The organism is Saccharopolyspora kobensis, assembly GCF_900108315.1.
Classification (GTDB): domain Bacteria; phylum Actinomycetota; class Actinomycetes; order Mycobacteriales; family Pseudonocardiaceae; genus Saccharopolyspora; species Saccharopolyspora kobensis.
The window spans coordinates 318,282-338,707 of sequence record NZ_FNVB01000005.1; the positions used below are offsets into that span (position 1 = coordinate 318,282).

At 72.7% G+C, this 20,426-nt stretch carries 18 protein-coding genes; 10 read left to right on the forward strand and 8 right to left on the reverse strand.

Features of this window, described 5'->3' with window-relative positions; translation table 11 throughout:
• The first annotated feature begins 53 nt into the window (after positions 1-53).
• A complete protein-coding gene (locus C4T78_RS18340) occupies positions 54-902 on the forward strand; it encodes a spermidine synthase (RefSeq protein WP_093349228.1) in 849 nt (282 codons plus the stop codon).
• Between the two features lie 157 nt (positions 903-1,059).
• Here C4T78_RS18340 and C4T78_RS18345 read toward each other — a convergent pair whose 3' ends face one another.
• Together C4T78_RS18345 and C4T78_RS18350 are read right to left on the reverse strand one after the other, a co-directional pair.
• Complete coding sequence (locus tag C4T78_RS18345; protein ID WP_235863272.1) at positions 1,060-4,521, reverse strand: patatin-like protein; 3,462 nt, start codon at positions 4,519-4,521, stop codon at positions 1,060-1,062.
• Between the two features lie 171 nt (positions 4,522-4,692).
• Positions 4,693-5,649: an HpcH/HpaI aldolase/citrate lyase family protein gene (locus tag C4T78_RS18350; protein ID WP_093349233.1), complete on the reverse strand. Its 957-nt coding sequence runs from the start codon at positions 5,647-5,649 to the stop codon at positions 4,693-4,695.
• 189 nt (positions 5,650-5,838) lie between these two features.
• Between C4T78_RS18350 and C4T78_RS18355 the strand changes: the two genes are divergently transcribed.
• Both C4T78_RS18355 and C4T78_RS18360 read left to right on the forward strand, forming a co-directional pair.
• Positions 5,839-7,128 carry a magnesium transporter MgtE N-terminal domain-containing protein gene (locus C4T78_RS18355; protein WP_235863273.1) on the forward strand — a complete coding sequence of 430 codons (1,290 nt, stop codon included), beginning with the start codon at positions 5,839-5,841 and terminating at the stop codon, positions 7,126-7,128.
• Positions 7,128-7,631, forward strand: coding sequence for a DUF1003 domain-containing protein (locus C4T78_RS18360; protein WP_093349239.1), 504 nt, complete (start codon positions 7,128-7,130; stop codon positions 7,629-7,631). Before C4T78_RS18355 ends, C4T78_RS18360 begins: the two co-directional genes overlap by 1 nt.
• 421 nt (positions 7,632-8,052) lie before the next feature.
• Here the strand turns inward: C4T78_RS18360 and C4T78_RS18365 are convergent, their stop codons facing one another.
• Positions 8,053-8,466: an NUDIX hydrolase gene (locus C4T78_RS18365; RefSeq protein WP_235863276.1), complete on the reverse strand. Its 414-nt coding sequence runs from the start codon at positions 8,464-8,466 to the stop codon at positions 8,053-8,055.
• Between the two features lie 4 nt (positions 8,467-8,470).
• The gene (locus tag C4T78_RS18370) at positions 8,471-8,917 is read right to left on the reverse strand and encodes a MarR family winged helix-turn-helix transcriptional regulator (RefSeq protein ID WP_093349244.1); all 447 of its coding nucleotides are present in this window, start codon (positions 8,915-8,917) and stop codon (positions 8,471-8,473) included.
• Positions 8,918-9,163: 246 nt separating this feature from the next.
• Here C4T78_RS18370 and C4T78_RS18375 point away from each other — a divergent pair, with 246 nt between their 5' ends.
• A complete protein-coding gene (locus C4T78_RS18375) occupies positions 9,164-10,303 on the forward strand; it encodes an Mrp/NBP35 family ATP-binding protein (protein ID WP_093349246.1) in 1,140 nt (379 codons plus the stop codon).
• Between the two features lie 48 nt (positions 10,304-10,351).
• On the opposite strand, the gene C4T78_RS18380 is transcribed toward C4T78_RS18375, so the two are convergent.
• The gene (locus C4T78_RS18380) at positions 10,352-10,954 is read right to left on the reverse strand and encodes an O-methyltransferase (protein WP_093349249.1); all 603 of its coding nucleotides are present in this window, start codon (positions 10,952-10,954) and stop codon (positions 10,352-10,354) included.
• Between the two features lie 286 nt (positions 10,955-11,240).
• Here C4T78_RS18380 and sigE point away from each other — a divergent pair, with 286 nt between their 5' ends.
• The 4 genes from sigE (at position 11,241) to C4T78_RS18400 (ending at position 14,933) form a co-directional block, all read left to right on the forward strand.
• The gene (gene sigE / locus C4T78_RS18385) at positions 11,241-11,834 is read left to right on the forward strand and encodes an RNA polymerase sigma factor SigE (RefSeq protein ID WP_093349251.1); all 594 of its coding nucleotides are present in this window, start codon (positions 11,241-11,243) and stop codon (positions 11,832-11,834) included.
• A gap of 5 nt (positions 11,835-11,839) precedes the next feature.
• A complete protein-coding gene (locus C4T78_RS18390) occupies positions 11,840-12,571 on the forward strand; it encodes a zf-HC2 domain-containing protein (protein WP_177247483.1) in 732 nt (243 codons plus the stop codon).
• A 163-nt stretch (positions 12,572-12,734) separates the two neighbouring features.
• On the forward strand, positions 12,735-14,405 hold the full coding sequence (locus C4T78_RS18395; RefSeq protein WP_177247484.1) for a S1C family serine protease: 1,671 nt from the start codon (positions 12,735-12,737) through the stop codon (positions 14,403-14,405).
• Between the two features lie 141 nt (positions 14,406-14,546).
• Positions 14,547-14,933, forward strand: coding sequence for a sec-independent translocase (locus tag C4T78_RS18400; protein ID WP_093153045.1), 387 nt, complete (start codon positions 14,547-14,549; stop codon positions 14,931-14,933).
• Here C4T78_RS18400 and C4T78_RS18405 read toward each other — a convergent pair.
• Entirely contained in the window at positions 14,827-16,089 is a 1,263-nt protein-coding gene (locus tag C4T78_RS18405) for an MFS transporter (protein ID WP_093349256.1), read from the reverse strand. The two genes, C4T78_RS18400 and C4T78_RS18405, sit on opposite strands and share 107 nt — an antisense overlap.
• 63 nt (positions 16,090-16,152) lie before the next feature.
• Between C4T78_RS18405 and C4T78_RS18410 the strand changes: the two genes are divergently transcribed.
• Positions 16,153-17,142, forward strand: coding sequence for a LysR family transcriptional regulator (locus tag C4T78_RS18410; RefSeq protein ID WP_235863283.1), 990 nt, complete (start codon positions 16,153-16,155; stop codon positions 17,140-17,142).
• A gap of 21 nt (positions 17,143-17,163) precedes the next feature.
• Here the strand turns inward: C4T78_RS18410 and C4T78_RS18415 are convergent, their stop codons facing one another.
• Together C4T78_RS18415 and C4T78_RS18420 are read right to left on the reverse strand one after the other, a co-directional pair.
• Positions 17,164-18,747 carry a leucyl aminopeptidase family protein gene (locus C4T78_RS18415; protein ID WP_235863286.1) on the reverse strand — a complete coding sequence of 528 codons (1,584 nt, stop codon included), beginning with the start codon at positions 18,745-18,747 and terminating at the stop codon, positions 17,164-17,166.
• A 250-nt stretch (positions 18,748-18,997) separates the two neighbouring features.
• A complete protein-coding gene (locus tag C4T78_RS18420) occupies positions 18,998-19,165 on the reverse strand; it encodes a DUF3117 domain-containing protein (RefSeq protein ID WP_009949794.1) in 168 nt (55 codons plus the stop codon).
• A gap of 384 nt (positions 19,166-19,549) precedes the next feature.
• On the opposite strand from C4T78_RS18420, the gene C4T78_RS18425 reads away from it, so the two are divergent.
• Positions 19,550-20,338, forward strand: a complete 789-nt coding sequence (locus tag C4T78_RS18425) for an enoyl-CoA hydratase-related protein (RefSeq protein ID WP_093349258.1) — start codon at positions 19,550-19,552, stop codon at positions 20,336-20,338.
• The last annotated feature ends 88 nt before the right edge of the window (positions 20,339-20,426 follow it).

Consider the following 20,426-nt stretch of genomic DNA (forward strand, 5'->3'; position numbering starts at 1 on the left):
CAACTCGGGTTGAGCGCAAGTCCCGGGCTTCCTTGGCTAGGGTTTTGGCGGGGGTGAGTGCCGTGGATCGGGTCGGCATCGAACGGGCGGTCTGGTTCGGCGACGCCGAGCTGATCCCCGATGCGCACCGGGCCGCCGGCTGGACCGTGGCCGTCGACGGCATCTCCCAGTCCTTCGTCGACCTCGCCGACCCGACCTACCTGAAGTTCCCGTACGTCGCCTGGATCGCGCAGGCCGTCGACCGGCACTGGCCAGCGGGCACCGCCGTGTCGGCCACCTACCTCGGCGGCGCCGGGTGCACGCTGCCCCGCTACGTCGCCGCCACCCGGCCCGGTTCCGAGCAGACCGCGTTCGAGCTCGACGAACCGCTCGTGGAGCTGGTGCGCGAGCACCTCGCGCTGGACGAGGTGCCGGGGCTGGAGGTCCGCGTGCAGGACGGGCGCGCGGGCATCCGGGAAGCGCCAGACGGAAGCACCGATCTGGTGGTGCTCGACGTCTTCCGCGCGGGCAGCGTGGCCACCGAGCTGGCCACCGTCGAGTTCCTGACCGACATCGCGCGGGTGCTGCGGCCCGGCGGCCTGTTCGCGGCGAACTTCTGGGACGGCGGCGAACTGGAGTTCGCGCTGCGCGCGGTCGCCGCCGTCGGCGAGGTGTTCCGGCACGTCCTGGTCCTCGCCGAGCCCGCCGTCCTGCTGCGCCACCGAGCGGGCAACATCGTGGTCGTGGCGTCCACCCGCGACCTGCCGAAAGCGGGCCTCGACGCCTGGGGAGCAGCAGCGGCGAACCGCATGTCCTGCCTCACCCTCCCGCAACTGGCCGCCGTCGCCGGAACAGCCGCCCCGCTCACCGAAGCAACCCCGCACACCACCCCGGTACCGCCCGTCCGCAAGGAGAGGTTCTAGGCGCCCACCGCCCTCTCAAGCGCCCCCCGATTTCCAACCCCCAACCCACCACGAGCACGTCCGTCCGGGAGACACCGCGCAATTTCAATTGAAATCAGAGGTCAAATTTCAATTGAAATTGCGGAGCGACCGGACGCACCGTCGGCGTGTCGGGTGGTCAGCGGGTGGCCGTGTTCCGCGGCCTCGGGGCGAGGACGTCGACGGTGCTCAGCAGGAGCATGTGGGCGTAGGCCGCGAGCACCGCCGCCAGCAGGATCCAGCCGCCACCGCTGTAGGCGTCCGGCTCCGCCAGCACCAGCACTCCGCCGAACACCAGCGCCGTCAGGACGGTCGCGCCGATGCGGGCACCGGTCCGGTAGGCGATCGCCGCGGGCCAGGTCAGCAGCACCGCCGCCAGCGCCAGGCCGAGCGGTCCGAGGCGGAACCCGGTGCTGAACAGCCAGTACTCCGCCGCGAGCAGCACTGCGGCGATGGCCAGCGCGGGAACCCAGCGCGCCAGCCCGCGGCCGAACCGGAGCCCGATCCGGCTGCCCGTCCACACCGCGAAGACCGCCACCAGCAGCATCGCGAACAGCACCCCGGGGCCGAAGGAGGTTCCCGAGAAGTCCGCGATCGCCGTCCAGTCCCCGTGCACCGGGGCGTAGGCGAACCAGCCGAAGTCCTCACCGATGCCCTCGCACTGACCGCCGAACGGGCAATATCCCTGGTAGGGGGCGACCGCCGTCATGGTGTACAGCTGGGAGTCGTAGCTGTCCGCGGACATCGTCTGCAGGCCGACCTGCCCGATTCCGCCGGTGCCGGTGAACGCCAGCGCCGTGGCGGCGAACAGGCCGAGCAGTGCCACCCGCCGAGGCGCGGCCAAGGCGTAGACGACCGCCAGCGCCAGCGGCTTGATCAGCGTCATCGCCCGGCGACCGAGCCACGGCAGCACGCCGCCTCCCGACGGGCGGGCAGCGCGGTAGGCGAGCATACCGAAGCGGGTGGCCAGCGACAGCGCGCGCCGCTCGCCCAAGTCGGCGAACCGCTGGCGGCCGACGGAGTAGCGCTCGACCTCGCTCGACAGCTGCGCAGGCGCGGGCGTCGGCGGCCGGCCACCGCCGCGCTGGTCCGCGCCCGCGGCCACCGTCGCGACGTACGGGACCTCCTCCGCCGCGATCGTCCACTGCAGACGCTCGGTGAGCAGGTCGCGGGTCGCGGTCAGCGGGTGCTCGTCGTCGGGCCGGGCGAACAGCGCGTCGAGCTCGGCGCGCACCTCACCGGCGTGCCGCGCCCACACCTCGGCCAGGAAACCGCGCCACTGCTCGGCCTGCGCCTCGTCCAGCTCGCCGAGCTCGGCCTTCGTCGGACGGCTGACGATCGCCTGCAGCGCCTCGCCGAGCTCCCCCGAACCGCTGTGCCGCCGCACCAGTCGTGCCGGATCGGTGAGCAGCCCGACCAGCGCGGCGGCGGAGTCCATCCGCCCCCACATCCAGTCGTTGGCCCGCCACTTGGCGGACAGGAACGCGCCGAAGTTGCCGATGTCCAGACCGCGGATCTTGTCCGCGATGCGCAGCGGCACGCCCTCGCCGCGGCGCAGCGCCGCGAACGGCAGCGGGCTCTGCTCGTCGCTGACCACCCGCAGCAGGTTGATCCGCGTACCCGGCACCCGGCCCACGTCCAGCGGCGAGGTCAGCACCACCAGCTGCTGGAGCACCTCGTCCCGGTGGTCGCTGCGCTCCAGCAGCGAATAGCCGATCTGCTCGGGCTCGTCGCACCGCTCGCGCGGCGGCGCCAACGCGGCCAGCCGGTCGGCCACCCGGTACAGCAGCTTGCGCGCTTCGGCCACCGCGTCGATCCCGTTGGCGTCCGGCACCGCGTCCCCGCCCGAGGACTCCACGATGGACCGCAGCTCGGCGGCGAACTCGGCCAGCACCCGCTGGAAGTCCGCGCCGCCCTCCGCCTCGCCCAGCACCTCGCCGAGCAGCGGCGCGATCGGCGTGGGCAGCGCGTGCTGCAACCGGGTCCGGCGGCGCAGCACCCGCTGCACCCACTCGTCGAGCTCGGCGGTCTCGACGATCGGCTCCAGCTTCGCGCCGTTGATCCAGTACCGGTCGGCGTGGCCCTCCAGCACCTCGGCGAACGTGCGCAACCGGTAGAGCACCGACTTGCAGCGCCCGATCTCCCGGCTCTCCGGCGACCACCGCTCGATGTCCCACGCCCAGCCGAGGCACTCCTGGACCGCGGCGAGCAGGCTGTGCGCGTCGTCGAAGACGCGCGTCGTCGCATCGCGCCGGAGCCCGTCCGACAGGCGCCGCGCGAGCTGCGTCCGGGCCTGCGCCGACCAGTCCGCGAGCGGATCACCGACCACCGGCGGCAGCAGCTTCCCGTCCTCGCTGCCGGCGGGCTCGGTGAGCAACCGGTACGCGGCCTGCGCGTCGAGTTCCGCGCGCACCACGGCGTGGTCGGGCCCGACGGCGGCGACCTGGTTCGCCAGGGCGGCGAGCCGCTCCGCGTCGGGCGCGGCGTGCAGCTGGGCGAACAAGGCCTTGCGGCGCAAGGCTGTTCGCTCCACGAGGAGGTTGTGGTCGGCCAGCGCGTCGAGATCGGCCAGCAGCGATTCCTGGGTCATGCGGGCGCGCAGCGCGGAAAGCGTGACCGGCACGGCGTGCCCCGGCTCGCGGCGCTGCGCGCGGGAGGCGACGGGGTCCGGGTTCAGGTACAGCAGCCACCGCTGCGTGGGGCGGTCCGCCGGGGCTTCGGTGATCGCGCGGATCGCCGCCGACACCGGGATGTTGTCCAGCACACCGCCGTCGATCACGCGGAACGGCGATCGCCCGGAATCGGGCGTCGTCTCGGAGAACAGCCCGACCATGTTCGGCTCGCCCGCCGGTGGCTCGCCCAGCGAGGAGAACACCCGAGCGGGTTCGAAGACGAACGGGAACGCCGAGGTGGCGCGGGCCGCGTGCGCCAGCCGCAGCACCGTGGCGTCGAACCGCTCGCCCGCGCCGAAGTCGGACAGCGGATCACCCGCCCGGCCCCGGTGCTGGAAGGAGAACGACGCGGTGCGCCGCTCCTGGAGCATCGGCTCGGAGCGGGAGTCGAGGCGCTGCTCCACGACCGGGTCCAGCAGCGTCGCGGTGAGCAGCAGGTCGGCTCGGTTGTTCGGCAGGTCCGGCTCGGCGGGCACGTTGCCGGTGATGACCTTCACCAGTTCGGTGCGGAAGTAGTCGTCGCCCTCCAGCAGCGACGGCGGGCTGGGCTGCCAGAACTTCGGCAGCGGCCGGGACATCGCCTCCACGTCGCCCAACCGCACCCAGATCTCGCGCATCCGGTCGAAGGGCATCCCGTAGACCAGGGTGGTGGCCAGCAGCGTGGCGTTGAGCCCACCGGCCGACGCGCCGGCGAGCACGTCGACGGCGACCGAGTCGTAGCCGGACAGCTGCGCCAGCGCGGCCCACGGGTGCGCTCCGTCGTCGGCGTCGACCAGCGCGGTGCGCAGCCGGTTGATCTCGGCGACGGCGCCGCCGATCCACACGGCCATGCTCGCACCGCCGCGCATCGCCAGCGCCAAGCGCAGTTCCTGCTCGTTCTCCGCTCCAGCCGCGGTGGCCACCTCGGAATCCGCCCTCTCCGTCGACACCTGCGGATCACCCGAAACCTACCGCGAGAACACCGCCCGGTGGCCCCGGAACGGCGTTTCTGACCCCCAATGCCCCGCAACCTCAACCCTCGCGGACCAACCACCCGCGACCCGCCGCTCAGCCGACGGGATGACCGCCGCGGGTGACCGAGGCGGGGCCTCGGTGTCCGGTCATGCTTCCGGGGGTGTCCAGCGGTCCGTTCGGGTCATCCCGGCCGCTCGGCCCTTGCCCGCGATCACCAGGGCCATCTTTCGGGAGGCCTCGTCGATCATCTCGTCGCCGAGCATCGCCGCGCCGCGCGCGCCACCGGCCGCCGAGGTGTGCCACTCGTAGGCGTCCAGGATGTTCTCCGCGTGGTCGTAGTCCTCCTGGCGGGGCGAGAACAGCTCGTTCACCGCGTCCACCTGGGCCGGGTGCAGGACCCACTTGCCGTCGAAGCCCAGCGCCGCCGTGCGGCCGCCGACCCGCCGCAACCCGTCCACGTCCTTGATCTGCAGGTACGGGCCGTCGATGGCCTGCACCCCGGCCGCGCGGGCCGCGATCAGGATGCGCATCAGCGTGTAGTGGTAGGCGTCGCCCACGTCGTAGCCCGGCGGCTGGTGACCCACCACCAGGGAACGCATGTTGATCGAGGCCATGAAGTCCGCCGGGCCGTAGACCAGCGCCGCCACCCGCGGCGAGGCGGTGGCGATCGCGTCCACCTCGACCAGGCCCGCGGCGTCCTCGATCTGCGGTTCGATGCCGATCCGGCCGACCTCCAGCCCGGTCGCCCGCTCGATCTGGGTCAGCGTCAGGTCCAGCCAGCGCACGTGCTCGGCGGTGCTGACCTTCGGCAGGACGATCGTGTCGAGCTCGGCGCCCGCGCCCTCCACGACGGTCACCACGTCGCGGTAGGTCCACTCGGTGTCGAGCGCGTTGACCCGCACCGAGCGGATCTTCCCGTCCCAGCCGCCCTCGTTGAGCGCGCCGACGATCCGGTCCCTGGCCTCGGCCTTGGCCAGCGGTGCCACCGCGTCCTCCAGGTCCAGGAAGAACTGGTCGACGGCGAGACCGCGCGCCTTGTCGATCATCTTCGCACTGGAACCGGGCACCGCCAGGCAGCTGCGCCGGGCACGTCGACCGTCCACGTTGTCCTCCTGAGAGATCGCTGGTTGTCCTGCTGAGGTGGTCGCCTGGCGGACGCCATCCGCCGACAGGACACCTCAACGACGAGAGCTGCATGTGTCGTACCACGCCGGGCGGCGGTGCAGTGCGTGCCGAAGGTCACCCGGCTCGTCCAGGCGGCGGGCCGACCGATCAGTGCCTAACCTGATCGCGTGGTTGCCGCGACCAGGGTCTTCGCCGCCCGGATGGCCGGGCTACCGGTGTTCGGGCCGGACGGCGAATCGATCGGTCGAGTGCGCGACGTGGTCGCCGGGCTGAGCATCGGGCGGCGGCCGCCGCGCGTCCTCGGCGCGGTCGTCGAGCTGCCCACCCGCCACCGCATCTTCGTGCCGATGCTGCGGGTCACCCGGATCGAGCCCAACGCGGTGACGCTGGCGACCGGATCGGTGAACCTGCGGAAGTTCCACCAGCGCCCCAACGAACTGCTGGTGCTCGGCCAGCTCCTCGACGCGCGGGTCGCCGTCGACCCGGCGGGCACTCCCGCCGTGCTGGTCGACGTCGCGATGGAGCAGACCCGCACCCGCGACTGGCAGCTGAGCAAGCTGGCGGTCCGCGAGCGCACCGGCAGGCTCGGCCGCTGGGGCCCGACCCGGGTGCTGGCCTGGGACCAGGTGAGCGGACTGGGCTTCGCCGAGGTCACCGGCCGCCCGCAGGGCGTGCAGCAGCTGCTGGCCATGTTCGACACGATGCGCGCGGTCGACGTCGCCAGCACCCTGCACGAGCTGCCGTCCAAGCGCCGCTACGAGGTCGCCGAGGCGCTGGACGACGAACGGCTCGCCGACGTCGTCGAGGAGCTCCCGGAGGAGGACCAGAAGGACCTGCTGAGCCACCTCGACGACGAGCGCGCCGCCGACGTGCTGGAGGCGATGAGCCCGGACGACGCCGCCGACCTGCTCGCCGAGCTGTCCGAAGTGGACAAGGAGCGGCTGCTCGGCCTGATGGCGCCGGAGGAGTCGGCGCCCGTCAAACGGCTCCTGGAGTACTCCTCCGACACCGCGGGCGGCCTGATGACGCCGGAACCGGTGGTCGTCGAACCGAGCGCGACCATCGCCGAGGCCCTCGCCCTGGTGCGCAACCCGGATCTGCCGGTGGCGCTGGCCAGCCTGGTCTTCGTCTGCCGACCGCCGTCGGCCACCCCGACCGGCCGCTACCTGGGCTGCGTGCACATCCAGCGGCTGCTCCGCGAACCACCGTCCACATTGGTCGCCGGCGCGCTGGACACCGATCTGGCGTGCCTGTCCGCGCAGGCCCCGCTGACCGAGGTGACCCGCTACTTCGCCGCCTACAACCTGGTCTGCGGTCCGGTGCTCGACGACGAGGAGCACCTCATCGGCGCGGTCACCGTCGACGACGTGCTCGACCACCTGCTGCCGGAGGGCTGGCGGGAGAGCGGGCTGCCCGAAGCCGAACCGAACCCACCGCCGAAACGGGAGCCGCGCTGATGCCCGAGCTGCTGACCCATCGCCGACTCGACCAACCCCGACCGGCGCACCGCCTGTCGATCAGCTTCGACCGGGAGATCTTCGGCCGGTTCTCCGAGCGCATCGCCCGGTTCCTGGGCACCGGCACGTTCCTGTTCTGGATGACGCTCTTCGTGGTGACCTGGATCGGCGTGAACCTGTTCGCGGTCGGCCTGCGCTGGGATCCGTACCCGTTCATCCTGCTCAACCTGGCGTTCTCCACCCAGGCGTCCTACGCCGCGCCGCTGATCCTGCTGGCGCAGAACCGCCAGGACGACCGCGACCGCATCTCGCTGGAGGAGGACCGGGCGCGCGCCGAGCAGACCAAGGCCGACACCGACTTCCTGGCCCGCGAGCTGGCCGCCCTGCGCCTGGCGATCGGCGAGGTGGCCACCCGCGACTACCTGCGCGGCGAACTCGACCGCCTCCGCGAAGAACTCCCAGGCCTCTCGCCCCAGACGGACAAACGCCGAATCCGCCCCTAATCAAGCGCACCGGACGGGGCCGGGGGGTCGGGGGTCGGACGGAGCCGGACGGGGTCGTGGGTCGGACGGAGCCGGACGGGGTCGGACGGCGTCGTGGGCCGGACGGAGTCAGGCAGGGTCGTACGGGGTCAGGCAGGGTCGTACGGGGTCAGGCAGGGTCGGGGGTCGAGAACCGGACAAGGTCGAGGGCCGGACGGAGCCGGACGGCGTCGAGGGCCGGGCGGGGTCGGATGCAATTTCAATTGAAATTGGACGTGCAATTTCAATTGAAATTGCGTGGATCCCGACGCACCTTCGGCGTGTCGGTGCCCGACACGCCGAAGGGGGTGCAAGTTCCATTGAAATTGGAGGTGCGATTTCCATTGAAATTGCGGAAGTTCGTCAGGTGACGGCGGGTTCTTGGTGCTTCGGGGATGCTTGATCAGGCGGGGTCGAGGTCGGCGTAGAGGGCGACGATCGCGGGCGCCGTGACCGGGCGGGCCAGGTACTCCTCGCGGGTCATCCAGGCGAGTTCGGCGATCTCCGCCGCCGGGACGGGCTCGCCGTCGAGCTCGCCCGAGTAGCAGCTCAGCGACACCTGGACGCCTTCGCCCTGGCCGACCGCGTCCGTCTCGTAGCGGCGGTAGAAGTCCGGCCGCACCAGCTCGACGCCCAGCTCCTCGCGGATCTCCCGGTGCAGCGCCTGCACCTCGGTCTCGCCCGGGTCGATCTTGCCGCCGGGCAGGTAGAAGGCGTCCTGGTAGTCGGCGCGGACCAGCAACAGCCTGCGGTCGGCGAACCGCACCAGCCCGACCGCGCGGATCACCTCGGACGTCGAGTACTTCGCTTCTGGCACGTCCTCATGCTTGCGCACGCTGCCCCGGCGGCGACGGCACACCCCCGTCGGCCAGCCGCTCGAAGGTGCGCACCAGCGCCTCCAGCTCGCCCGCGGTCGCCGACAGGAAGTACCGCGCGACGCCGCTGCGGTGCGTGGCGAGCGCCGTCCGCAGCCGGTTCTCACCACTCTCGGTGATCACCGCCTGCACGCCCCGGCCGTCGGAATCCACCCGGACGCGTCGCACCAGCCCGAGCCGCTCGAGGCGGTCCACCAACCTGGTCACCCCGGAGCGGGACAGCAGCACGACGTCGGCCAGCTCGGTCATCCGCAACCGGCGCTCCGGCGCCTCGGCCAGCGCTTCGAGCACGTCGTACGCGGCCAGCGTGAGCCGCTGCTCGGCGATCAGGTCGCCCTCCAGGCAACGCGTGACCCGGGCGTGCGCGCGGAGGAAACTGCGGTACGCCAGCAATTCGCTTCGAGTCGGTAATCGATCAAGAGCCGTCTCGGCCACGAAGATTTATATTACGGTCCGCGTTCACCCGACTGCGCAGCGCCCCCGCCGAACACCCGGCGGTCACCCGGCGTGAACCGGCCCCGCAGGCCATCGCCCCTGTTCCGGGCGGGCTACCGATCCGTAGCATTGGAGTCGCCCCGAGGGGCCGTGTGAGAACCTTGGTCCTCTCCGCGAAGTTCCCAACAGCTTGCCGAGGTAACCGTGACCAGTACGCAGTCCGCGCCCACCGAGGACGCCGTCCGCAAGGCCCTCAGCCAGGTCGAGGACCCGGAGATCCGGCGGCCGATCACCGACCTGGGCATGGTGAAGAGCGTGTCCATCGGCGACGGCGGCGCCGTGCTGGTCGAGGTCTACCTGACGGTCAAGGGCTGCCCGATGCGGGAGACCATCACCCAGCGGGTCACCGACGCGGTGGCCGCCGTCGACGGCGTCGGCTCCGTCCAGGTGGAGCTGGACGTGATGAGCGACGAGCAGCGCACCGAGCTGCGCAAGACGCTGCGCGGCGACGCCGCCGAACCGCGCATCCCCTTCGCCGAGCCGGGCTCGATGACCCGCGTGTACTGCGTGGCCTCGGGCAAGGGCGGCGTCGGCAAGTCCAGCGTGACGGTGAACCTCGCCGCCGCGATGGCCGAGCGCGGGCTGTCGGTGGGCGTGGTGGACGCCGACATCTACGGCCACTCGGTGCCGCGGATGCTGGGCGCGGGCGGCAAGCCCACCCAGGTGGAGAAGATGATCATGCCGCCGCAGTCGCACGGCGTGAAGGTCATCTCCATCGGCATGTTCACCCCGGGCAACACCCCGGTGGTCTGGCGCGGGCCGATGCTGCACCGCGCACTGCAGCAGTTCCTCGCCGACGTGTTCTGGGGCGACCTGGACGTGCTGCTGCTGGACCTGCCGCCCGGCACCGGCGACGTGGCGCTGTCCACCGCGCAGCTCATCCCGAACGCCGAGATCCTGGTGGTCACCACGCCGCAGCAGGCGGCGGCCGAGGTCGCCGAGCGCGCGGGCGCGATCGCCATGCAGACCCGCCAGCGGCTGGCCGGCGTGGTGGAGAACATGTCCTGGATGGAGCTGCCCGACGGCCAGCGGATGGAGGTCTTCGGCTCCGGCGGCGGTCAGCTGGTGGCCGACTCGCTGTCCCGCTCGCTGGGCACCGAGGTGCCGCTGCTCGGCCAGGTCCCGCTCGACCCGCGCCTGCGCGAGGCGGGCGACGCGGGCACGCCCCTGGTGCTGGAGGCGCCGGACTCCCCGGCCGCGGTGGTCCTCAACGACATCGCCAAGCGGCTGTCCACCCGCTCCCGGGGCCTGGCGGGCAAGCTGCTCTCCGTCTCACCGGCCTGACCGGCCGAGAAGGGCATCGCCGGGCGACCGGGGATGCCCTTCGCCGGGTCAGGTGCGCTTGGTGATGGCCAGCAGACCCGGCCCGGTCGGGAGCGTGACCGGGACGAGGGTGTCGTCGGACTGCACCTCGCGGATGAGCTCGCGCAGGGCTTGGGCCATCGCGCCGCGGGTGTCCGGCCCGGCCAGCTGGGTGCCGGCGAAGACGATCACGCCGCCCGGCCGGAGCAGGCGCAGGCCGAGCTCCAGGTACTGCGGGTACTCAGTGGTCGCGATGTTCACCGAGACCAGGTCGTAGCCGCCCTCGGTGAGGCGGGGCATGAGGTCGACCGCGCGGCCGGCGATCAGCCGGGTGCGGCTGGCCGGGACGCCCGCGTCGCGCAGCGTGCCGCGGGCCTCGCGGTGCACCGAGGCGTCCGCGTCGATCGAGGTCACCACGCCGTCCGGCACCATGCCGCGGAGCAGCCACAGAGCGGTCTCGCCCGAGCCGGTGCCGACCTCCACGGCGGCCTTCGCCTGCAACGCCGCGGCCAGGAAGCGCAGCACGTGCAGCGGCGACGCACCGACCGATGTGCCCTGCGGGCCATCGGGCATGCGCAGCGGCGTCTGCTCGCGGCCCGCGGGCCCGGCACCGAGCGGCGTCTCGGGGATCACAACGCGAAAGGTTATCGATGTTGTGCTCATCCGTGACCCGCGCGGTCGACATCGTTAGTGGGCCGTTTCCGGCGACTCTCGATGAGACGTAGATCACGCCAGGTTCTCAGGCTGCTCTCAGGCCTCTATTAAGGCCACCTCACCAGCGCAGACGAGAGTGATGACGTCATGACCGACACCAGTCGGCATCTCCACTCCGAAGGGCCGGGAACAACCAGCCCGACCCGCTCGTTCTGGTAGATGCAAAGCGCAGGAGGTGGCTTTTCGCCCAATGGCAACTCAGCCGATGAGTGTGGCCCCCAGTGTTCGACCGAGCACCGGTGTTCGACCCAGCACCGTCTCGCCCGCTGAGGAGGTCGCCTGGACCCCACCGTCGTGGGACGAGGTCGTGCGGCAGCACGCCGACCGGGTGTACCGGCTGGCGTACCGCCTGACCGGTAACCAGCACGACGCGGAGGACCTCACCCAGGAGACCTTCATCCGCGTGTTCCGCTCGCTCGCCTCGTACAAGCCGGGGACGTTCGAGGGGTGGCTGCACCGGATCACCACGAACCTGTTCCTGGACATGGCCCGCCGCAGGTCCCGCCTGCGGATGGAGGGCCTGCCCGAGGACACCGACCGGTTGCCGGGCGGCGGTCCGAGCCCGGAGCAGGTGTTCCACGACACCCACCTCGACCCCGACCTGCAGTCGGCGCTGGACGAGCTGCCCCCGGAATTCCGGGCCGCAGTGGTGCTCTGCGACGTCGAGGGCCTCTCCTACGAGGAGATCGGGACGACGCTGGGCGTCAAGCTCGGAACCGTGCGCAGCAGGATCCACCGCGGACGCCAGATGCTGAAGGCCACCTTGGAGTCTCGCCGCGAGCAAGCCCGGGAGGTTTGAGACGGATGACGGTTTTGCGTGGGTGGGGTCTGCCCGAGCAGCACCTCGCGCTGGACGCGATCGTCGCTTTCGTGGACGGGGAACTGAGCCCGAACGCCCATGACCGCGCCGCCGCCCACCTGGCCCGGTGTCCCGCGTGCACGTCGGACGCCGCCGCCCAGCGGCAGGCCCGGGCCGCGGTGAAGGCTGCCGGGACCCCGTCGATCTCGCCGTCCCTCCTGCAGGCGCTGCAGGCCATACCGACGCACGCCGAGCTCCCGAGCCAGCCCGAAGGCCTCGCGCTGACCGAGGACGGCCAGCTCGTCACCGTCTCCCGCCCCGATCGCGCGCGCCGGTTCGGCACCGGCGCCGTCCTGGGTTCCACGACGCCGCTCGGCGGCGGGCAGCAGCCCCTGGGCAGCTCCCGCCCTTTTGCCGGTGATCCCGGCGCGCCCGAACCGGCCCGCCGGATGGGCCGGCGCACCAAGCAGGGCGCCGGCGTGGTGTTCTCCGGCCTCGTGCTCGGCGCGCTCGCGCTGATGAACCTGCCCGCGGACGAGGACGGCAAGCCGATCCCCGGGTTGCCCGGCCCGCAGCCGGGCGGGGAGTTCGCCGTGGTCCCCGCCTCCGCCCGCGATTCGCTGCCGCCGGAGACGACCCGCGCCGAGCCGCCTGCGCCGCTGGTGGCCGCCGTCGTGCCCCCGGCCGCCGAACCCGCACCGACGACGACCACGTCGAGCGCGGCCCCGCAGAACTGATCCGGACCGCGTCACCGCGGTTTTCTTCGCCTCTCCAACACGGACTTCACCGTTCGCCCGGCAGAATGAGCGCACCGGCAGTGGGCCCAGGTGCCGGTGGCACGGGTGCCACGCCCGTGTGATCCACTCGAAGGGACGAGTCCGACCGCATGCCCGGGGAGCGATGACCGACCAGCCAGGAACGCCCGCGCAGGGCCCGGACGACGAGCACGGACGTCGGGACGAGCCCCGCGCAGGCCGGCCAGAATCCAACGGGCGGCCGGCTCAGCCGATGCACCCGTGGCAGGGGGCGTCCCCGTCCGCCGCGCGCGGCGTGCCGGCCAGCGCCGCCCCGCGACCTTCCACCGCGAACGGCTCCGCGGAACCGCCCCGCCTGGCACCGAAGCCGCTGCACCGCCCGCCGGTCGATCCGGCGCAGAGCTCCTCCTTCCGCCGCCCGCAGGGCGTGACCGGCAGCTTCGACCCGAACCGGCGCACCGCCCCGGTGCGCGGCATCGAGCGCACCGCTCCCCCGGCTGCCCCGCTGGCCAGCGCCTTCGGCCGCCCCGAGGACAGCGGTGAACTGCTCCAGCGGGCTCCCGGCGAGCGGCCGGTGACGCCGGAACCGGCCGAGGAGCCGGTGCTGTGGAACTCCGACGAGCGCGACCCGTGGCGCAACCCGGCCGCGGGCGCGATGCTCGGCCCGCCCGCCGCCTCCGCCGAGCAGGACGAGGAGTCCGAGCCGAAGGAGACGGGCCCGCTGCTGAGCGCCCGCGAAGTCCTGTTCGGCCGCCGCGTGCAGCCACGCGCGCTGGTGATCCTCGCCGTGGTCGCCCTGCTCGTCGGCCTCGCCGGCGGGTTCCTGGGCCGGATCACCGCCGAGGAGGGCAACCCGCTGCTCAACCCGTCGGTGACGCTGGCCGAGGTGGAACCGGCCAAGGAACGGCCGAAGGGCACCGTGGCCGCCGTCGCGCAGCGCGTGGTGCCCGCCGTGGTCTCGATCGAGGTGCGCGTCGGCGCGCAGGGCGGCAGCGGTTCGGGCGTGGTCATCGACGGAGAGGGCTACGTGCTGACCAACAACCACGTCGTCTCGATGGCCGCCGACACCCCGAACGCGCAGGTCTCCGCCGTGTTCCACGACGGCACGCGGGCCCCGGCGCGGATCGTGGGCCGCGACGTCAAGACCGACCTCGCGGTGATCAAGGTCGAGGTGTCCAACCCGACGGTGGCCCAGCTCGGCGATTCCGACAGCCTCGCCGTCGGCGACGACGTGATCGCCATCGGCTCGCCGCTGGGCCTGGCGGGCACGGTGACCACCGGCATCGTCAGCTCGGTGCACCGCCCGATGCGGCTGGCCGGGGAGGGCACCGACACCAACGCGGTGATCGACGCCATCCAGACCGACGCCGCGATCAACCCGGGCAACTCCGGCGGCGCGCTGGTCGACGGCAACGGCGCGGTGGTCGGCATCAACAGCGCGATCCGCACCCTCGGCGCGGGCGGCGAGGGCGGCTCGATCGGGCTGGGCTTCGCGATCCCGATCGACGACGCCCGGCGGATCGCCCAGGAGCTGATCCGCACCGGCCACGTCCAGCACGCCGACCTGGGGGTCAACGCCAAGTCGGTGAGCGACGGCCTCGCCGACGGCGCCCAGGTGCAGAACGTGCAGGACGGCAGCGCCGCGGCGGCGGCCGGGATCGCCGAGGGCGACGTGATCATCCGGGTCGGCGAGCGGAAGGTCGGCAGCGCCGACGAGCTGGTCGTGGCGGTGGACCGGCACCAGGTCGGCGAGCGGATCCCGGTCGCGGTGGTGCGGCAGGGGCGCGAGCTGGTCCTGGACGTGACGCTGAAGTGAACGCCTGCGCACCTCCGCGGGAAGGCACCGTGTTGGGCCACTTCCCCCTCCAACCGGATTCACCCGGTGGGTACGCTGGGGGTGTTGGCAGCTCGCGCGGTGCTGGTCCGCGGGCGGCGAGGACCCGGAGGTAGTCGAGAGGTGTTCGATAGCATCGGCTGGCCCGAGCTCCTCGTGCTCATCGTGGTCGGTCTGTTCGTGCTGGGCCCGGAGCGCTTGCCGCAGGGTGCGGCGTGGCTGGGCAAGACCGTTCGCCAGGTCAAGGAGTACGCGACCGGGGCGCGCGATCAGATCAAGTCCGAGCTCGGCCCGGAGTTCGACGATCTGCGCAAGCCGCTGGAGGACCTGCGCGGCATCCGCGACTTCAACCCGCGCACCGCGGTGACCAAGCACCTGTTCGACGGGGACAACCCGCTCGACCTCAACTCGAACGGCAACGGCCATGCTCCGCCGTCGAGCCAGCCGAAGCCGCCGCAGCGACCGCTGGAGCCCGGCGAGCGCCCGCCGTTCGACTCCGACGCGACCTGATCTGCGCGAGCCACACCGCCGCGGCCGCGGCCGCGAGCCAGCAGCAGAGCAACACCGTCATCCCGGACCAGCCCCAGCTGCCGTAGGCCGCGCCGCCCACCACGCCGCCGACGCTGCTGCCGCCGTAGTAGGCCAGCTGGTACAGCGCCGACGCCTGGCTGCGGGCCTGCGCTGAAGCCCGGACTCCGACCCAGCCGCTGGCCACCGAGTGCGCGGCGAAGAACCCGCCGGTGAACACCACCAGGCCGAGCACGATCACGATCAGGCTGCCGGAAAGCATCAGCAGCAGTCCGAGCGCGGTCACCGCGAGCCCGCCGAGCAGGACCCTCGTGCGCCCGTAGCGGTCGGCGGCCCGCCCGGCCAGCGTCGAGGTCACGGTGCCCGCCGCGTAGGCGAGGAAGAGGAGCGCGGCCAGCGCGGGCGGCACGAGCAGGGGCGGTGCGGTGAGGCGGAAGCCGAGCACGTTGTAGACCGTGACGAACGAACCCATGCCCAGCGCGGCGACGAGGTACGGCCCGTAGAGCACGGGATCGCGCACCGCTGCGCGCAAGCCGCCGAACAGCGGGCCGAGCGACAGCGGCTTGCGCTGGTGGTTGCGCTCGGCTGGGAGCAGCACCACGAAGAACGCGGTGCAGACCGCCGCGAGCAGCGCCACGGCGAGCACTCCGCCCCGCCAGCCGGCGAAGTCGCCGACCACACCGCCCAGCAGCCGGCCGGTCATGCCGCCGATGGTGGTGCCCGCGACGTAGAGGCCCATGGCCGCGCCCAGGTTCTTCCCGCCGGTCTCCTCCGCCAGGTAGGCGGTCGCCACCGCGGCCAGGCCGGCGATCGCGATGCCCTGGAGCAGGCGGACGACGACGAGCACCGGGAAGACCGGAATCCACGGCAGCAGGAGGCCCAGGACCTCGGCCACCAGCAGCGCGCCGATCATGACCCGGCGGCGGCCGACGGCTTCGGCGAGCGCGCCGAGCGGGATCGCCGCCACCGCCAGCCCGAGCGTCGCCGCCGAGATCAGCAGCGCGACCGTCCCCGGAGCCAGTGCGAACGCTTCGGCGAACTGCGGCAGCACCGGCTGGGGCGCGTAGAGCAGCGCGAACAGCGCCAACGCTCCGAGCAGCAGTGCGATGCGGATGCGGTTGGTTCGTGCCTGGTCCACGCGACCGAAATTAAGCAGCACCGATTGATGCGTCCAATACGTCGATGGCGCATCATCGATGCGGTGGCGAATCAATCGCAGGCGCCCGTCGACGCGCCCCAGCTCGCGGCCCACCTGGCTCCAACCCTGGCGATGCTGCGCACCGTGGCCGCCGAGGGCCATCTCACACGAGCTGCGGAAATCCTGGGCGTTCCACAGCCGACGGTCAGCCGTGCCCTCGCCAGGCTCGGCGAACAGCTCGGCGCTCCGGTCATCGCCCGGCAGGGGCGCGGCATCCACCTGACCCGTGCGGGCGCGCTGCTGGCCGAAGCCGCTGAGGAGGCGATGCAGCGCCTGGAGACCGGGTGCCGCGCGGTGGTCGAGGAGCTCGACCCGGAACGCGGCCAGGTGACGTTCGGCTTCCAGCACACGATGGGCAGCAACCTGGTGCCCCCGCTGCTGCGCGGTTTCCGCGACCAGCACCCGCGGGTGCGGTTCTCGCTGGTCCAGGGCGCGCGAGACGACATGCTCGCCCGGACCTGGGCGGGCGAGATCGATCTCTGCCTGATCGCACCGCTGCCCGCGGGCGATCCCCGCTGGGCGAGCGCGACGATCCTGGAAGAACCGCTGGTCGCGGTGCTGCACGCCGGGCACCGGCTGGCCCGCCGCCGGACCTTGCCGCTGGCCGATCTCGCCGCGGAGGACTTCGTCGCGATGCGCCCCGGCTACGGGCTGCGGCAGATCTTCGTGCGGCTGGCCGAAGGCGCCGGCTTCGAGCCGCGGCTGGCCTTCGAGAGCGAGGAGGTCGACACCGTGCGCGGCCTCGTCGCGGCCGGGCTCGGCGTCGCGGTGCTACCACCCGCCGACACCGGCCCGGCCCCGGACACCGTCGAGATCCCGCTGAACCCACCGGCCCACCGCACGATCGGCCTGGCCTGGCCCGCAGACCGCCCCCAACCACCAGCGGTCCGGACCTTCCGCACCTTCGCCGTCACCCCGGGAGCGGTCGACTTCGCGAGAAGTCGACGCTCACCCGGGCACTGGTCGACTTCTCGCGGACCAGCACCCGGGTGACGTTCCGCGGTGGTCGCCGCGTCAGGGCTTGGTGAGGGTGGCGGCGAGCTCGACGAGGCTGCGGGCCGCGAACCCGGTGGCGCCCGACACGACCTCGTTGTAGTCCTTGTCCGCCCGCGCCGGACCCGCGATGTCCAGGTGCGCCCACGGCAGGCCGCCGGTGAACTCGCGGAGGAACAGCGCGGCCGTGATGCCGCCCGGTCCGGCCGGGGTCTGCTTGACGTCCGCCAGCTCGCCCTGGACGGCCTCCGCGTGGTCCTCCAGCAGCGGCATCCGCCACCAGGCCTCGCCGACGCCCGCACCGGCCGCGCGGACCTGCTCGGCCAGGCCCTCGTCGGAGGCGAACAGCCCGCCCGTGCGCAGGCCGAGCGCGACCTTCATCGCACCGGTCAGCGTCGCGACGTCCACCAGCACGTCCGGTTCGAGCTTGTCGACCGCGTAGGCGATGGCGTCGGCGAGCACCATCCGGCCCTCGGCGTCGGTGTTGCCGACCTCGGTGGTCGTGCCGCCGTAGTGCCGGACGACGTCACCGGGCCGGTAGGCGCTGCCGGAGACGTGGTTCTCCGCCGACGGCACCAGGCCGGTGACCCGCACCGGCAGGCCGAGGCGCGCGATGGTCAGCAGCGCCGCGATGACCGCGCCGCCGCCGGACATGTCGGTGCGCATCAGGTGCATGCCCTCGGCGGGCTTGATCGAGATGCCGCCGGTGTCGAAGGTGATGCCCTTGCCCACCAGCACCAGGTGCGGTCCGGCCGCGTCCTTCGGGCGGTAGGTCAGCTCCAGCAGTCGCGGCGGCCGCGCCGAGCCGCCGCCGACGGCGAGGATGCCGCCGAAACCGTTGTCCGCGAGCCACTTCTCGTCGCGCACGGTGGCGGTCAGGTCCGGGACGTCGGCGGCCAGCTCCGCGGCGATGCCGGTGAGCCAGGCCGGGTCCTTGACGTTGGACGGGGTGTTCGCGAGGTCGCGGGCGAGGGCCGTCGCCGCGGCCAGCTCGCGGGCCCGGCGGGCCTGCTCGCCCAGCGCCGCCACGTCGGCGCCCTCCGGCGCGACCAGCAGGACCTTCCGCAGCCGCGGCGGGACCGGGCCGCGCGACACGCGGAACCGGTAGCCGCCGAGCGCCAGGCCCAGCGTCAGCGCCGAGACGATGTCGCCGTCGACGTCGGCGGGCAGCTTCACCTGGAGGTAGTCCGCGTCGGACGCCTCGCCGAGATCACCGGTCTCGTCGTCGGATTCGGCCACGCCGTTGAGCCGCTCGCGCACCGCGCGCGCCAGCGCACCACCGGCGCTGCGCCACTTCGCGGCCTCGCCGGAGCCGACTCCGACGGCCCAGCCGAGGCCACCGGTGCGCAGCGGCAGCGCGCGCACCGCGCCGGCCGAGGCCGACACGCCGACAGCCTCCAGCACCGCGGCGTCCACATCGAACTGTTCAGCCGCGGCGGCCAGATCGGGCCCCGACTCGCCGTCGAAGACCGGGACCGCACCGGGCACGCCGTCCCGCCACTGCCGCACGACGTCCACTTCGACCAGTGCGGTCGGGATCGCGGGCAGCGCCGGATCCGCATCGCGGGCCGGCTGGGCGGGGCGGAACACTGAGGCACCGGACACGAGAAGACCTTCCTGCACGGACTGACCGCGCACACTCGAAACTACCGTCGTCACCCGGTCGGACACGGTCCGCAGCCGACCGCGGGGACCTGCCAGTCGACGACGGCCCCGGTGCCGTCCTCGGCACCGGGGCCCGACCGCGGCGAAGAGTGCTCGCCACTCGTCGTCGACGCTGCGCTGCGGCCTCAGCGGGCGGAGGCACCGCGCGGCTGTCCTGCCGCGGCACCTCCGAGGTCGCCGGCCGGCGGCCTCAGCCGGTGGCGGACTCCAGGGCGTCCCCCAGGTTCTTGGCCTCCTCGACCGACATCTCGACGACGAGCCGCCCACCACCCTCAAGCGGAACGCGCATCACGATGCCGCGTCCCTCCTTAGTCACCTCGAGGGGACCGTCACCGGTCCGGGGCTTCATGGCCGCCATAGCGTGCTCCCTCCGTGAACTCTTTACCCCGCTGATCGCCACAACCAGCTCGGGTTCACCCCCATTCTCCCCCATCCCGAGGCTGGGACGAAACCGAACCGATCAACTCGTGTCGCCCGTGCGCTGGTCGAATGCCCGCCGGGGCTGGCAGACTCACCGCTCGTGCGGGCTGTTTCGGGGTCGTCGCGGGCCACCTGGCGACGGCCCGCGGCAGCCGGCGCGCCGCTGGTCGCCGCGCGCGGCGGTCCACCGCCGCCATCACCCCGGCGACCTGCGACAACACTGTCCACCTGGGACATCGGGCGAGCCGCGGAGTCCACTTTGGAACCCGGCGCGCCGTCCCGGCCGAGATGCCGCAGCGGACCGCGAGGCAAGGAGTTCGAAGTGACCGACGTACTGCTGACCGAGGACACCGCCGGTGTGCGCCTGCTCACGCTGAACCGCCCCGAGTCGTTCAACTCGCTCAACGTCGAGCTCAAGCAGGCCCTGATCAGCGCGCTGCGCGACGCGGCCGCGGACGATTCGGTGCGCACCGTGGTGATCACCGGCGCGGGCAAGGCGTTCTGCGCGGGGCAGGATCTCAAGGAGCACGTCGCGCTGCTGGAGGCCGACGACCCGAGCCCGCTGAAGACGGTCGAGGAGCACTACAACCCGATCATCCGGGCCGTGACGAGCATGCCGAAGCCGGTGATCGCGGCGGTCAACGGCACTGCCGCGGGCGCGGGCGCATCGCTGGCCTACGCCTGCGACCTGCGGGTGGCGGCGTCGAACGCGAAGTTCCTGATGGCCTTCGCCAACGTCGGCCTGTCCACCGACTCCGGCGCGTCCTGGACGCTGCCCCGGCTGATCGGCTACGGCCGCGCGATGGAGATGCTCCTGCTGGCCGAGCCGGTGGCCGCGGAGGAGGCGCTGCGCATCGGCATGGTGAACCGGGTCGTCGGCGAGGGCGAGGCGACCGGCGCGGCGATGGAGCTGGCGACCCGCATGGCGGCCGGCCCGACGTTCGCCTACGCCCGCATCAAGGAAACCGCGCTGGCCGCGGCGGCCGAAGGCCTCGCCGAAGCGCTGGCGGTCGAGGCCGGAGCCCAGGCGGAAGCCGGTGCCACGGCAGACCACCGGGAAGCGGTGTCCGCCTTCGTCGCCAAGCGCACCCCCAACTTCACCGGCCGCTGACGGACGTGCCTGGTCAGGTCCCGTGAGTGCTTCGGGGCGTCATAGCACCCCAAAGCGCTCACGGGCCATGGCCTGCCGAAACGCTCGC

Coding starts and splice junctions, on each gene's coding strand:
- C4T78_RS18360 (WP_093349239.1), top strand. CDS start 7,128: ATGCCCGAGCTGCTGACCCATCGCCGACTCGACCAACCCCGACCGGCG.
- sigE (WP_093349251.1), top strand. CDS start 11,241: ATGAGTGTGGCCCCCAGTGTTCGACCGAGCACCGGTGTTCGACCCAGC.
- C4T78_RS18390 (WP_177247483.1), top strand. CDS start 11,840: ATGACGGTTTTGCGTGGGTGGGGTCTGCCCGAGCAGCACCTCGCGCTG.
- C4T78_RS18395 (WP_177247484.1), top strand. CDS start 12,735: ATGACCGACCAGCCAGGAACGCCCGCGCAGGGCCCGGACGACGAGCAC.
- C4T78_RS18420 (WP_009949794.1), bottom strand. CDS start 19,165: ATGGCGGCCATGAAGCCCCGGACCGGTGACGGTCCCCTCGAGGTGACT.